We start from the raw sequence: 13,645 nt of genomic DNA, 5'->3' as shown, positions 1-13,645 counted from the left end.
CGCCTCGCGCCGCCCGGTCCACGGTCCGGGCGGCTGCCGTCAGCCCCGCAGGCGCACGGGCAGCGCTTCGACGCCGTACACGATCGACAGCTTGCGGAAGGCGAGTTCCTCGGCCGGTACGGCCAGGCGCATGTCGGGGAAGCGGCGGACCAGGGCGGGGAAGGCAGCGCGCAGTTCCATGCGGGCGAGTTCGGCGCCGATGCAGCGGTGGATGCCGTAACCGAAGGCGAGGTGGCCGCCCGCCTTGCGCTGCGGGTCGAAGCGGGCGCCGTCCGCGGTGAACGAGGCGTCGCGGTTGGCGCCGCTGAGCGAGCAGAGAACCATGTCGCCCTTGGGAATGACCACACCAGCGACCTCGACGTCCTCGCGGGCGAAGCGCGGGAAGGCCAGCTGGACGACGGTGAGATGGCGCAGCGCCTCCTCGACGAACGTCGCGGCGGCCGCCTCGTCGTGGGCGATCCGCGCGAAGGCGTCCGGGTCCTGGAGCAGGACCAGGGAGCCGAGCGCCAGCATGCTCGCGGTGGTCTCGAACCCGCCGGTCAGGACGCCGTCGGCGAGCCCGGCGAGTTCGTCGTCGCCGACGCTGTCGCCGTGCTCCTTGACGATCATGCCGATGAGGCCGTCGCCCGGGTTCTCGCGCTGCTGCTTGACGACGTCCCGGAAGTAGGACAGCGAGGCGGACATCGCGCCGAGGGGCGCGGTCGCCCCGGCGAACAGGTCGAAGCGTTCCATGGCGAGCTGCTGGAAGTCGTGGCGGTCCTCGTAGGGCACGCCGAGCAGCTCGCATATGGTCAGGGAGGGTATGGGAAGCGCGAACGCCTCGACCAGGTCGACCGTGCCGCCCGCCGCCTCCATCGCGTCGAGCCGCTCCTCGACGAGGGCGTCGATGCGCGGGGTCAGGCGGCGCAGCCTGCGCATGGTGAACTCGGGCGTCAGGATGCGGCGCAGCCGGGTGTGCACCGGCGGATCGCTGAATCCGAGCCCGCCGGGATGCTGCTCCTCCACGACACCCGCGTTGCCCGCGAGGTGGGTGAAGTCGTTGCTGAATCCGTCGGCGGAGCCGAGGACGGCCTTGACGGCGTCGTGTCCCGTCACCACCCAGGCGTCCATGCCGAACGGCAGCGGGACCTTGCTGACCGGCTCGTCGGCCTGGCGCGCGGTGAGCTCGGGGACCGGGTCGAGTCCGTCACGGCGCAGCGGCATGAGCAGCGCGTCGGGCAGCAGCGAGATCGTGGCCGGCCCGATACCGCGCTTCTGGATCCTGGCAAGGTAGGTACGCCCGAGCCACATCGTGACTCGGGAACGGAGATTTACCCTCAAGTCGGACTCCAAGGACAGGTTGTGCGGCCAGGACACCGGGTACGGACCGGGTCGCTCAGGATAAGTGGCCCGGGGCCGCTCACGGTCCGCCAGGGGCGCAGCTCACATGCGGTGTGCTCCGGCGCCGGCCGCTCCGGGCCCGGTTCGACCGGTGATCGGGTGTTTGCGCGCGGGATCGCGGATGTCAACGCGCCCGTCACACACGCCGGTTTACGGTGTCGGGGCCCCGCCCCCGACTTCGGAGGAACTAGTGCGCCTGCCCACCGTCACCGCCGCTGCGACCCTCTCGCTGGCCGTCGTCGTCTCCATGGGTGCCATGGACGCGAGCGCCGCGGCCGGCCCGTCCCCGGGCGGCCGCGACGCCTGCTCCGCCTCTACGGTGCTCGACGGCTTCTCCGACGTCCTGGACAAGACGATGTTCCAGGGCACGGTGGTCGGCAATCTGTCCGGGCTCGCCGTGGACACCGACGGCAGGATCGCCGCACTGTCCGACCGCTCGCAGCTGTTCTCCCTGAAGGTGGGCGGCCACCTGGCGGCCGCGCCGGCCCGCGTCGTGCCGCTCGCGGACGAGAAGGGCGCGCCGCTCGACTCGGAGGCCGTCGTCGTGGAGCGGGACGGTACCCGTCTGATCACCTCGGAGCTCGAACCGTCCGTGCGCCGCTACGACCGCGACGGCCGTCTCCTGGGGCGGCTTCCCGTCCCGGACGCCCTGCGGGTCGCGCCGGCCGGACGCGCCATCGCCAACGCGACGTTCGAGGGTCTCGCCCTGCAGCCCGGTGGCCGCACGCTCATCGCCTCCATGGAGGCTCCTCTTGCGGGGGACGCCAAGGACGCGGCGGGGCGCACGCTCCTGCGGTTCCAGACCTGGCAACGGGGCAGCGTGAAGGGCGCGTTCCGGCTCGCCGGGCAGTACGCCTATCCCGCCGATCCGAACGCGGGCGTCTCGGAGATCACCGCGACGGGAGACGGCCGGCTGCTCGTCCTCGAGCGCGGCTTCACCGCGGGTGTCGGCAACTCGGTGCGCCTCTTCCTCGCCGACCCGCGCGGCGCGAGCGACGTGAGCGGCGTCCAGGACCTGCCGGGGCGTGCCCGCGTCGTGCGCAAGACCCTGCTGGCCGACCTGGCCGCCTGTCCGTCCCTGGGCGCGACGGCCAAGCAGCCGCAGCCCAACCCGCTGCTCGACAACATCGAGGGGCTTGCCGTCACCGGCCGCTCCCGGGACGGCCGGCTGCGGCTCCTCCTGGTCAGCGACGACAACGAGAACCCGGTGCAGACCACCCGCCTGTACGCGCTGACGGTCCGGCTGCCGCGGCACCTCTGACCCGCGCCGGGCCGCACCGCCCATGCGCCGCTGCCCCGGCCGGAACGGATCCGGCCGGGGCAGCGGCGTGCTCAACTGGGCTCCCCGCGAGGGGAGTCGGGGTCAGGCGAGGGTGGCGATGGCCTGGTTGAAGGTGGTGGAGGGGCGCATCACCTCGGTCGCCTTGGCAGCGTCCGGCTGGTAGTAGCCGCCGATCTCGACCGGCGAGCCCTGCACCGCGACGAGCTCGTCGACGATGGTGCTCTCCTGCTCCGAGAGCGTCTTGGCCAGGGCCGCGAACGCCTCCGCGAGCTGTGCGTCCTCGGTCTGCTTGGCCAGCTCCTGCGCCCAGTACAGGGCCAGGTAGAAGTGGCTGCCGCGGTTGTCGATGCCGCCGAGCTTGCGGCTGGGCGACTTGTCCTCGTTGAGGAAGGTGCCCGTGGCGCGGTCGAGGGTGTCGGCGAGGATCTGGGCGCGCGCGTTGCCCGTGGTCGTCGCGAGGTGCTCGAAGCTGACCGCGAGCGCGAGGAACTCGCCCAGGCTGTCCCAGCGCAGGTAGTTCTCCTTGACCAGCTGCTGGACGTGCTTGGGGGCGGAGCCGCCGGCGCCCGTCTCGAAGAGGCCGCCGCCGTTCATCAGCGGGACCACCGAGAGCATCTTGGCGCTGGTGCCCAGCTCCAGGATCGGGAACAGGTCGGTCAGGTAGTCGCGCAGCACGTTGCCGGTGACGGAGATCGTGTTCTCGCCGCGGCGGATGCGCTCCACGGACAGCTTGGTCGCCTCGACCGGCGTGAGGATCTGGATGTCCAGGCCCTCGGTGTCGTGCTCGCCCAGGTACTCCTTGACCTTCGCGATGAGCTGGGCGTCGTGGGCGCGGCCCTCGTCGAGCCAGAAGACGGCCGGGTCGCCGGTGGCGCGGGCCCGCGTGACGGCGAGCTTGACCCAGTCCCTGATCGGGGCGTCCTTGGTCTGGCAGGCGCGGAAGATGTCGCCCTCGGCGACGGCCTGCTCCAGGACGACGTTGCCGGCCGCGTCCACCAGGCGCACCGTGCCGGTGGCCGGGATCTCGAAGGTCTTGTCGTGCGAGCCGTACTCCTCGGCCTTCTGTGCCATGAGGCCGACGTTCGGCACGGAGCCCATCGTCGAGGGGTCGTAGGCGCCGTTGGCCCGGCAGTCCTCGATGACGGCCTGGTAGACACCGGCGTAGCTGCTGTCCGGCAGCACGGCCAGGGTGTCGGCCTCGGCTCCCGCCCGGTCCCACATGTGACCCGAGGTACGGATCATGGCGGGCATGGAGGCGTCGACGATGACGTCGGAGGGGACGTGCAGGTTGGTGATGCCGCGGTCGGAGTCGACCATGGCGAGCTCCGGGCCCTCGGCGAGTTCGGCGTCGAAGGACGCCTTGATCTCGGCGCCCTCGGGCAGCGACTCCAGGCCCTTGTAGATGCCGCCGAGGCCGTCGTTCGGGGTCAGGCCCGCGGCGGCGAACGTCTGGCCGTACTTCGCGAACGTCTTGGGGAAGAAGGCGCGCACCACGTGGCCGAAGATGATCGGGTCGGAGACCTTCATCATCGTGGCCTTCAGGTGCACCGAGAAGAGCACGTTCTCGGCCTTGGCGCGGGCGATCTGCTCCGTGAGGAACTCGCGCAGCACGGCGACGCGCAGCACGGAGGCGTCGACGACCTCACCGGTGAGGACCGGTACCGACTCGCGCAGCACCACGGTGCTGCCGTTGTCGGCGACGAGTTCGATGCGCAGCGTGTCGTCGGCGGCGATGACCGTGGACTTCTCGGTGGACCGGAAGTCGTTGGCGCCCATGGTGGCGACGTTGGTCTTCGAGTCGGAGGTCCACTTGCCCATGCGGTGCGGGTGGGCCTTGGCGTAGTTCTTGACCGACGCAGGGGCGCGGCGGTCGGAGTTGCCCTCGCGCAGGACCGGGTTGACGGCGCTGCCCTTGATCTTGTCGTAGCGCGCGCGGACGTCCTTGTCCTGGTCGCTCTTCGGGTCGTCCGGGTAGTCCGGCAGCGCGTAGCCCTGGCCCTGCAGCTCGGCGACGGCCGCCTTGAGCTGGGGGATGGAGGCCGACACGTTCGGCAGCTTGATGATGTTCGCGCCGGGCGTCTTGGCCAGCTCGCCGAGCTCGGCGAGCGCGTCGTCGATCCGCTGGCTCTCCTCGAGGAACTCGGGGAAGCTCGCGATGATGCGTCCCGCGAGCGAGATGTCACGGGTCTCCACAGTGACACCGGCGGTCGAGGCGTACGCCTGGATCACGGGCAGGAACGAGTACGTGGCCAGGGCCGGCGCCTCGTCAGTGTGGGTATAGATGATGGTCGAGTCAGTCACCGGGTGCTCCGCTCCACGTCTGCAACATTGCTCGACATCAAGATATCTCCTGATCGCCCCGGGTCATGACGGGGCCCCGGCCACGGTGACCCGGGGTGGCGGGACGGTCACGGCGGGGTGTTCGCGGGGGGTGCCCGCGGGGGCACGCAGCGCGGCCCCCGCCTCCCCCCGGGAGCCGCCGCCGGGAGCCGCCGCCGGGCCATCGGTCACGGGCGCACCGCGCGCGCTTCGAAGCGGCCCAGGCCGAGCTCGATGACGAAGGACACCTGCTGCCCCTCCGACAGGGTCCGTATCTCTCCCTCGATGTCCTCCCGGCGCACGTAGATGGCATCACGCCGGCCGAACGGCACGACGAACCCGTAGCCCTTCTCACGGTCGAAGTACTGAACGATCCCGTCGCATCGCTCGCTCATCGCCTCGCTCCTCACGTGATCGATTCTGCGGCCGGTCACGGGCTGGGGCCGGGAATGAGGAACCGGCCGGTTCCACCGGGGCCACGACGGGGCGCGGGCTCCCGCGCGGGAAGGAAGCGGGCCTGCCCGCCGAGGGGCTCCCGCCGCCCCGGAAGGGAACCGTCCGCGGTACCGGATTCCGCGGTACCGGATACCGGGCGGCGGCGCCGGCCGCCGCAGCGGGCGGGTTCCCTACTGGTAGGTATACCGTCGCGCCCCGCATTTGATGCCTCCCCTCACCGCCTGTGCCCACGGCGCGGCGGAGGGTGCCCACGGAAGGGCGCCGCCCAGCTGCGGGGACGCTCCGGGCATGGGGCAGGATGGCAGCCCGTTCCGAGGGGCGGCTCTCCGAACGAGGCTCCAGGCAGCACGATCTGACAGGTGACAAGGTGACGACACATCACATACGGCGCTCGACGGCGCCCTCCGGCCGGCCACCCCTCCCCCGGCGCCCGGAGGGTGTGCGTTGAACCGAGGCGTTGTCCTGCACGACTGGGTGGCGGCCTCCATAGCGATGGTGGCGGGCGTCGCCGCGGGGCTGCTGCTCCGCATCGTGCTGAAGTGGCTGGGCAAGCACGCGCTCAGGACGCGGTGGAGCGGGGACGACATCATCGTCGACGCGCTGCGCACCATCGCCCCGTGGGCGGCCACGGTCGCAGGCGCGGCGGCGGCCGCGGCGCAGCTGCCGCTGACCGCGCGGGTCTCGGGCATCGTCAACCACGCGCTGACCGCCCTCATCATCCTCATCACCACCCTCGCCGTGGCCCGGGTCGTCGCGGGGCTCGTGCAGTCCCTGGCGCACTCGCGGACCGGCGTCGCGGGCTCGGCCACGATCTTCGTCAACATCACGCGCGTCGTGGTGGTGGCGATGGGCATCCTGGTCGCCCTCGAAACCGTCGGCGTCTCGATAGCGCCCCTGCTCACGGCCCTCGGTGTGGGCGGCCTCGCGGTGGCCCTCGCGCTCCAGGACACCCTCGCCAACCTCTTCGCGGGGGTGCACATCCTCGCGTCCAAGACCGTTCAGCCCGGGGACTACATCCGGCTCAGCGGCGGCGAGGAGGGGTACGTCGTCGACATCAACTGGCGCAACACGGTGGTGCGCAACCTGTCGAACAACCTCGTGATCATCCCCAACGCGCGGCTCGCCCGCACCAACATGACCAACTACACGCGCCCGGAACAGGAGTTGTCGATCGTGGTGCAGGTCGGGGTCGGCTACGACAGCGACCTCGAACACGTCGAGCGGGTGACACTGGACGTCGTGGACAGCGTGATGACGGACATCACCGGGGCGCTGCCGGGGCACGAGGCCGCCGTTCGCTTCCACACGTTCGCGGATTCGCGGATCAACTTCACGGTGATCCTCGGCGTCGGTGAGTTCAGCAACCAGTACCGGATCAAGCACGAGTTCATCAAGCGGCTGCACCGTCGTTACCGCGCCGAGGGCATCTCGATACCCGCTCCGGCCCGGACCGTCTCGCTCCAGCGGGAGCAGCCCGAGGTTTCGCCGTTCCCCCACCAGCGCGAGGCCCCGCCGTCGCCGCTGCCGGACGGCCGGCACTGAAACCGGCCCCGGCCGCCCTCCCGGGGCGGTCGGGGCGGCCGGGGCAACCCGCGTGCGCGGGCCACCCGGTGCGCGGGCGGTCTCGACGACCGGGCCGGCGGCCCGGTGGTAGCGTCGTGACATGACCCCGGAAGACCTCGCCAACCTCGTGCACCTGCGCCGAGCGCGGGATCTCATCGACCGGGAGTACGCCAAGCCCCTCGACGTTCCGGCCATGGCCCGGCACGCCCTGATGTCGCCGGCCCACTTCTCCCGCCGGTTCCGTGCCGTCTACGGCGAGACGCCCTACAGCTACCTCATGACCCGCCGGATCGAGCGCGCGATGGCGCTGCTGCGGGCCGGGACGAGCGTGACCGACGCGTGCATGGCGGTCGGCTGTACGTCGCTCGGCTCGTTCAGTTCCCGGTTCACCGAAATCGTGGGCGAGACGCCGAGCTCGTACCGGGCCCGGGAGCACAGCGCCGTGGCGGCCATGCCCCCGTGCGTGGCGAAGCTGCACACCCGCCCGACGCGCACCCCCACGGGCACGGCCACGGTCCGAGCAGCGGACGGCGACGCCGCCGCCTAACGTGTGCGGCATGACCATCGCACTCCAGTACTGCCACGTCACCGTCAACGACCCGGACGAGTCGCTCGGCTTCTACCGCGACGCGCTGGGCCTTGAGGTCCGCAACGACGTGGCCTCGGGCGGTTTCCGCTGGGTGACCCTCGGCAGCGCGACCCAGCCGGGGCTCGAAATCGTCCTGTCCGAGCCGCACGCCGGCCGGTCCCAGAACGATGGGGACGCCTTGCAGGAACTCCTCGTCAAGGGCGTCCTGCCGACGCTCGTGTTCAGGACGGCCGATCTCGACGCGACCTTCGAGAAGGTACGGGCATCGGGCGCCGAGGTTCTTCAGGAGCCCATCGACCAGCCGTGGGGCCCCCGGGACTGCGCGTTCCGCGACCCCTCGGGCAACATGATCCGCATCCAGCAGCAGGCCACCCGCTAGGAGCAATGCCCGGCTGACCGTCTACGGCGGAGCGAGTGCGAGTACCCCGCTTCACCGGTGGAGCTCCTCGCACCCGCCTGGGCCGCGGTCCCACCGGGAGTGTCGTCGGCAGTGAGCTACTGGTTGAAGATGACGGAACGGACCTTGACCTCCGGGCCGGCTTTACCGCTGAGCGCCTTCAGGCCGACGCCCTCGCCCTCGCAGTCGATTTCGGGGTAGACCGTCGCGCGGCTGTTGGTCCGGTTGCGCGGGGAGTGCGCGGGCGTCGTGCCCGGCTTGGAGACCTCGTCCAGGTTGATGCAGAACCGGGCCCGCGGGTCGTGCAGCTTGTCCTCGATGGTCTTGCCGTCACGCTCGTACGTGAAGACGAACTGGCCGGTCGCGGCGCCGGCGGACGAGGCCGGCAGGGTGACGGCGAGCGCGAGGGCGCCGACGGCGGCGGCGAGGGAGGAACGAAGACGCATGGGGGCATCCTTATGCGGAGTGACAGATTCCACCCCAGTGCTCTCCATGCCGTCACGCTCTCAACGCGGGAGTGGTGTGCTGTCACCTGTCCGTGGACACCGAATCGTTTCCGTAGCAGCCGTGTGGCGGACCCTGCCCACAACGTTCACCGACCCATCGGACGGGCCCCAGGCGGTCCCGCCCGTCGGCCGCCCTCCGGCCCGGTGGCCCCGGCCCCATCGCCCGCATGCGCGGGCTGGGCAGGGGCGGTCGGGTCACGCGGCGTCGTGGAAGACGAGGCCGAGGGTGTGGCGCCGCCCGGAGCGCACGGTGCTCACCCCGTGCCGCATCGGCCCGTTCGACCAGCCGCGCCTGCTCGCGACGGGCCGGTCCCGGGTGGTGAAGATGAGGCCGTGCCCCTGGGGCAGGACGGTGGCCGAGCCGCGGGTCTGGGCGCGTGGGCGCTGCTCGGTCATCAGGAACTCGCCCCCGCTGTAGTCGACATCCGGTGCGTCCAGGCCGATGACGACCTGGAGGGGGAAGAGCATGTCGCCGAACACGTCGCGGTGCAGTGCGTTCCAGTCGCCGGGTCCGTAGCGCAGCAGGATCTGCGCCGAGCGGTCCTGACCTGCCGCGTGGCACATCGCCAGCCACTCGTCGAGGCTGTCGGGCCAAGGCGCGGGCTTACCGAGCTTCTCGGCCCAGTCGCGGGCGACGACGAGCAGACGCGGATAGAAGGCGGCCCTCAACTCGGCTACGACAGGAGGTAGTTCATGGGTGAAGTAGCGGTACTCGCCGGAGCCGAACCGGTAGCGGGCCATGTCGATGGTGGTGCGGAACCGCTCCGTGTCGTCGTACAGGGCGGTGATCTCCCGGCATTCGCCGGGCGTGAGGAGCTGCCGGGTCAACGCGTGCCCGTGCGCGTCGAGTTCGCCGGCCAGGGCGCTCCAGTCGTCGGCGGCGGGGCGGTCTCCGACGGCCGTGCGTGCGGTGGTGGTGCTCATGGTGCTGCCTCCCTTGCGGTACGGCACCCCGCGGCGGCCGTCGTACGATCGGGCGCTCGGGCGGGTGCCCGGCCACGTGCGCGGCACGCGTGAGAGGTGGGGCGTGCTGGGTGCTGTGCACCTCCACGATCCGTGTTTCCCGCGCCCATCACTGGCGCTTTTCGGACACGACGTTCCGGCGGTACGCGGACGGGGCGGGCAGCGCCGGAAAGCCGAAGGCCGCCGTGCGGGAAAGCGAAGGCCGTCGCACGGGGATCGCCCGACCGCCCGACCGCCCGACCGCTCAGTCGGGCACGTCGGACGCGGACGTGGCCGGCCGGCCGGTGCGGGACATCGAGCCCGGGGAGTGGGCCGCGACCGCGGCGAGCAGTTCTTTCTTCGACGGGTTCACCATCGGGCGCCCGGCCACCGTCACGGTGGGCACGGTCTCGTTCCCGTCCGCGACCGACCGGACGAACGCGGCCGCCTCGGGGTCCCGCCAGATGTTCACCTTGACGTAGCGCAGCGGCGTGAACAGCAGCCGCAGACGGAGTCTGATGCAGAAGGCGCACATGGGGCGCCAGTACAGGACCACGCCGCTCTGGTCGTCGGTCACGGAGCTTCCCCCCTCGTCCGCGCACACGGATCGTCTCCGTACACGCGGGCCTGTTCCGGTGTCGGTGACCAGAGCGTAGACGCCCTAGGCCGGCGGGTTGGCGTACAGGACGGCGAAGAGTCCGCCGGTCCGGGTGCCGGCCGGCGTGTGCCAGGGGCCGCGGATGTGGCCGGTCGCGCCCTCCGGGAGGGCCGACGGGCCGTCCCGCACCGACCGCAGCACCCGGCGCAGGTGGAGGACCGGGCCGTCCTGCCCGGCCGACGGCGTGGTTCCCTCCTGGTCGTCCACGGCGGCGGGGACGGCGTCGAAGGCCGGACCGTGGCCGGTGAAGGAGCGCATGACGTCCCGGTCCGGTACGTCACTGGCGTTCTGGTCCTGGGCCTGGGCCCGGCCCTAGATCAGTGCCGTCATCCGGGCGACCGCCACCGGGTCGTGGCACGCGTCGTAGGCCCAGCGCCGCCCCAGCACGCCGTGCTCCATCGTGCCGACGAGGGCAGGGGCGGCCCCTCGAGCGGAGCGCCGCGGTAGGTGAGCGGAACCAGGTAGGTGATCGCCTCGGATCCCGGGCCGTTCCCGGGGCCGTCGGTCACCACGACGAACTCGATCCCCGCCTCACCCTGCGGGTCGTCCACGCGGAAGCCGCCGGCCTTGGCCAACTCCGGGGTGCCCGTACCGCGGTACCACGGGCGCGAAGGCAGCCACGCGGCGAGCAGTTCCACCTCTGTCGGAGTCAGGACCGTTCGGTGAATGACGGCCATGCCGGGGGCCTCCCAGGGTGAGCGGTACGGGCCCCCGACACCCTGCCATCCGCGCCCCGGCCGCGCGGCCCGCACCCGTCGGCCCGGGGGCCGGCCGGCCTACCGCGCGGGGATACGGCCGCAGAGCCAGTTGCCCGGTTCCGCGGGGTCGTCGCTGATCCAGAACTGGCGCCACAGGAGGGCGAATTCCTCACGGCTGAGGTGGCCGTCGCCGTTCAGGTCGAGCAGCTCGAAGACGCCGGCCATGTCCACGGGGCGGCCGTTCCACGTCTCGACGAGGGTGCGGTGTTCGTCGGCGTCGATGCGGCCGTCGCGATTGGCGTCCACGGCGTCGAAGAGGGTGTCGGCCGTCGCGGTGACCTCGGCGACCCTGGCGGGCAACTCATCGACCAGGCCCAGGAATTCGCTCATGTCCACCGTGCCGTCGCCCTTGGTGTTCCCGGCGTCGAGCAGCGCCGCCCACCATCCCATCAGGAGCGCCTCGACCCGCTCGTGCAGCTCCGTCCCGGGGGCCACGGCCGGCATCCGCCGCCACCGGGCGACGAGCGCGGTGAAATCCTCTTCGCGGAGGCAACCGTCACCGTCCGCGTCGAACGCGGCGAACATGCCCTTGAGCTTGTGTACCTGAAACGCGCTGGCCATGCGGGGCCTCCCTCGACGCCGACCCGGCGGACAGCGGCCACTATAGGTCGGCACACCCCTTCCGCCCCACGGGCACATGTGCACGAACAAACACCTGCTCGCACCCGCCCCGACCCATGATCACGACTGCATAGGCTGCGCCCATGTCACGCGTACGCCTCGCCCTCCTGACCACGCTCGTCGGCACCGCCGCGCTCACCGCCTGTTCCTCCGGCGGCGGTTCGAGTGCGCCCTCCAGCGCGTCGGACGGCAACAAACACCTCTCCTCCCCCGCCCCGAAGCCGATCACGAAGGAGCTCTCCCAGGCCGCCATCACTCAATCCCTGCCCGGCTACGGCGAGATGACCCGCGGCTGGTCCCCGCACGGCGACAAGAAGGTCATCAAGGGCGAGTACTGCAACGTGAGGGACGCGGAGTCCGCGCCGAAGGGGTGGATCCGCGGCGGCGACGCCTCGTACGAATACAACGGGTCCACGCGCAACATGAGTTACGTGGACATCTGCCTCTTCGACACGGCCGAGAACGCACACACCTCCTACGTGGCGCGCAAGGGCACCGAGACGGCCAAGGAGCAGTCCCCCACGGCGCCCGTGGGGGACGAGAGCACGCTGGTCGTCAACCCCGGAGCGAGCGAGGACAGCGTCTATGGATACAGCCGCTCGGGCAGGGTCGTGGTGCGCGTCAGGGTCGAGGGCGGTACCGGGGACGACCCCTCGGGCGCGCAGGCCACGCTCGCCGCGACGCTGAAGCGTCTGCAGCAGCTCCAGGACGGCCGTCCGGCCACGGCGAGGGCCGTCGACGAACAGGTGGTTCCGGCGCCGTAGTCGACGTTCCCGCGGGTGGACATGCGGCACTCCGCCATTCGGCTGTGCCCTCGCTCACACCGTCGCAGCGTGCACTTCGCGGGCCCAACTCGTGGGTAATGTAGCCGTGTTGTGGCCCACCACTTCCAACCCACGGAGGACATCGTGTCCGGTTCCGTCATCCTGGCTGGGGCCCGTACCCCCACCGGTCGCCTGCTCGGGGCTCTGAAGGACTTCTCCGGTGCTCAGCTCGGAGCCATCGCGATCAGGGCGGCCCTGGAGAAGGCCGGGGTGGCTCCCGAGCAGGTGGAGTACACCATCATGGGGCAGGTGCTCACCGCGGGCGCCGGCCAGATCCCGGCCCGCCAGGCCGCGGTGGCCGCCGGCATCCCGATGAGCGTTCCGGCGCTGACCGTCAACAAGGTGTGCCTGTCCGGCATCGACTCCATCGCGCTGGCCGACCAGCTGATCAGGGCCGGCGAGTTCGACCTGGTCGTGGCGGGCGGCCAGGAGTCCATGTCGCAGGCTCCGCACGTTCTTCCCCAGTCGCGTGCCGGCTTCAAGGCCGGTGACGTGCAGATGATCGACCACATGATCCACGACGGCCTGTTCTGCCCCTTCGACCAAGTGGGCATGGGCGTCTCGACCGAGAAGTACAACAGCCGCTACGACGGGGTCACCCGCGAGAAGCAGGACGCCTTCGCCGCGGCCTCGCACCAGCGGGCCGCGGCCGCGGCGGCGGCCGGCCGGTTCGCCGAGGAGATGGCGCCGGTCACGGTCCCGCAGCGCAAGGGCGACCCGGTGGTGTGCGACACCGATGAGGGTGTGCGTCCCGACACCACCGCGGAGGTCCTGGCCAAGCTGCGGCCCGTGTACGACGCCGACGGCACCATCACGGCCGGCACCGCGTCCCAGATCTCCGACGGCGCCGCGGCCGTGGTCGTGGCGAGCAAGGCCAAGGCCGAGGAGCTCGGGCTCTCCTGGATCGCCGAGATCGGCGCCCACGGCGTGGTGGCCGGCCCGGACGCGAGCCTGCACGAACAGCCGTCGAACGCGATCAGGGCTGCGCTGACCAAGGCCAAGCTGGAGGCGTCCGACCTGGACCTGGTGGAGATCAACGAGGCGTTCTCCGCCGTCGGCATCGTCTCCACCGAGCAGTTGGGCCTCAGCCCCGACATCGTGAACGTCGACGGCGGGGCCATCGCGCTCGGCCACCCGATCGGCGCTTCCGGCGCCCGGCTCGTGGTGCATCTGGCGTACGAGCTGCGCCGTCGCGGCGGCGGTCTCGGCGCGGCGGCGCTGTGCGGCGGCGGCGGGCAGGGCGACGCGCTGCTGATCCGCGTGCCGTCCGCCTGACGGGGGCGGTGCGCCGGCGCGGCCGGTGGCCGCCGGAGCAGACGGAGTCGACAACAGGCCCTCTGGGCGCGGCCA

13 protein-coding genes and 1 pseudogene are annotated in these 13,645 nt (G+C 71.5%); 6 read left to right on the top strand and 8 right to left on the bottom strand.

The features are described 5' to 3' along the window. Positions 1-39: 39 nt before the first annotated feature. Complete coding sequence (locus OG432_RS31345) at positions 40-1,290, bottom strand: cytochrome P450 (RefSeq protein WP_328315318.1); 1,251 nt, start codon at positions 1,288-1,290, stop codon at positions 40-42. A gap of 280 nt (positions 1,291-1,570) precedes the next feature. Here OG432_RS31345 and OG432_RS31340 point away from each other — a divergent pair, with 280 nt between their 5' ends. After that, entirely contained in the window at positions 1,571-2,641 is a 1,071-nt protein-coding gene (locus tag OG432_RS31340) for an esterase-like activity of phytase family protein (RefSeq protein WP_443058494.1), read from the top strand. A 102-nt stretch (positions 2,642-2,743) separates the two neighbouring features. Here OG432_RS31340 and OG432_RS31335 read toward each other — a convergent pair whose 3' ends face one another. Then, positions 2,744-4,963 carry an NADP-dependent isocitrate dehydrogenase gene (locus OG432_RS31335; protein ID WP_328314322.1) on the bottom strand — a complete coding sequence of 740 codons (2,220 nt, stop codon included), beginning with the start codon at positions 4,961-4,963 and terminating at the stop codon, positions 2,744-2,746. Between the two features lie 206 nt (positions 4,964-5,169). Then, on the bottom strand, positions 5,170-5,376 hold the full coding sequence (locus OG432_RS31330; protein ID WP_328314321.1) for a cold shock domain-containing protein: 207 nt from the start codon (positions 5,374-5,376) through the stop codon (positions 5,170-5,172). A 505-nt stretch (positions 5,377-5,881) separates the two neighbouring features. On the opposite strand from OG432_RS31330, the gene OG432_RS31325 reads away from it, so the two are divergent. The 3 genes from OG432_RS31325 (at position 5,882) to OG432_RS31315 (ending at position 7,968) form a co-directional block, all read left to right on the top strand. Beyond that, on the top strand, positions 5,882-6,979 hold the full coding sequence (locus tag OG432_RS31325) for a mechanosensitive ion channel family protein (RefSeq protein ID WP_328314320.1): 1,098 nt from the start codon (positions 5,882-5,884) through the stop codon (positions 6,977-6,979). A 121-nt stretch (positions 6,980-7,100) separates the two neighbouring features. Further along, a complete protein-coding gene (locus OG432_RS31320; protein WP_328314319.1) occupies positions 7,101-7,547 on the top strand; it encodes a helix-turn-helix transcriptional regulator in 447 nt (148 codons plus the stop codon). A gap of 10 nt (positions 7,548-7,557) precedes the next feature. Next, positions 7,558-7,968 (top strand): VOC family protein, encoded by a 411-nt coding sequence (locus OG432_RS31315; RefSeq protein ID WP_328314318.1) that lies wholly within the window; start codon positions 7,558-7,560, stop codon positions 7,966-7,968. A gap of 116 nt (positions 7,969-8,084) precedes the next feature. Here the strand turns inward: OG432_RS31315 and OG432_RS31310 are convergent, their stop codons facing one another. The 5 genes and pseudogenes from OG432_RS31310 to OG432_RS31290 all read right to left on the bottom strand — a co-directional run bounded on the left by OG432_RS31310 (position 8,085) and on the right by OG432_RS31290 (position 11,411). After that, positions 8,085-8,432: a hypothetical protein gene (locus OG432_RS31310; protein ID WP_328314317.1), complete on the bottom strand. Its 348-nt coding sequence runs from the start codon at positions 8,430-8,432 to the stop codon at positions 8,085-8,087. A gap of 255 nt (positions 8,433-8,687) precedes the next feature. Then, positions 8,688-9,416 carry a 2OG-Fe(II) oxygenase gene (locus OG432_RS31305; RefSeq protein WP_328314316.1) on the bottom strand — a complete coding sequence of 243 codons (729 nt, stop codon included), beginning with the start codon at positions 9,414-9,416 and terminating at the stop codon, positions 8,688-8,690. Positions 9,417-9,699: 283 nt separating this feature from the next. Further along, complete coding sequence (locus OG432_RS31300) at positions 9,700-10,011, bottom strand: glutaredoxin domain-containing protein (RefSeq protein WP_328314315.1); 312 nt, start codon at positions 10,009-10,011, stop codon at positions 9,700-9,702. Positions 10,012-10,095: 84 nt separating this feature from the next. After that, positions 10,096-10,769: pseudogene (locus OG432_RS31295) on the bottom strand (maltokinase N-terminal cap-like domain-containing protein). A 99-nt stretch (positions 10,770-10,868) separates the two neighbouring features. Continuing rightward, complete coding sequence (locus tag OG432_RS31290; protein WP_328314314.1) at positions 10,869-11,411, bottom strand: EF-hand domain-containing protein; 543 nt, start codon at positions 11,409-11,411, stop codon at positions 10,869-10,871. 143 nt (positions 11,412-11,554) lie between these two features. Here OG432_RS31290 and OG432_RS31285 point away from each other — a divergent pair, with 143 nt between their 5' ends. Further along, on the top strand, positions 11,555-12,235 hold the full coding sequence (locus tag OG432_RS31285; RefSeq protein ID WP_328314313.1) for a hypothetical protein: 681 nt from the start codon (positions 11,555-11,557) through the stop codon (positions 12,233-12,235). A 144-nt stretch (positions 12,236-12,379) separates the two neighbouring features. Then, a complete protein-coding gene (locus OG432_RS31280; RefSeq protein WP_328314312.1) occupies positions 12,380-13,570 on the top strand; it encodes an acetyl-CoA C-acetyltransferase in 1,191 nt (396 codons plus the stop codon). The last annotated feature ends 75 nt before the right edge of the window (positions 13,571-13,645 follow it).

The sequence above is a fragment of the Streptomyces sp. NBC_00442 genome (assembly GCF_036014195.1).
GTDB lineage: Bacteria > Actinomycetota > Actinomycetes > Streptomycetales > Streptomycetaceae > Streptomyces.
This window is presented reverse-complemented; position numbering and strand designations above follow the sequence as displayed.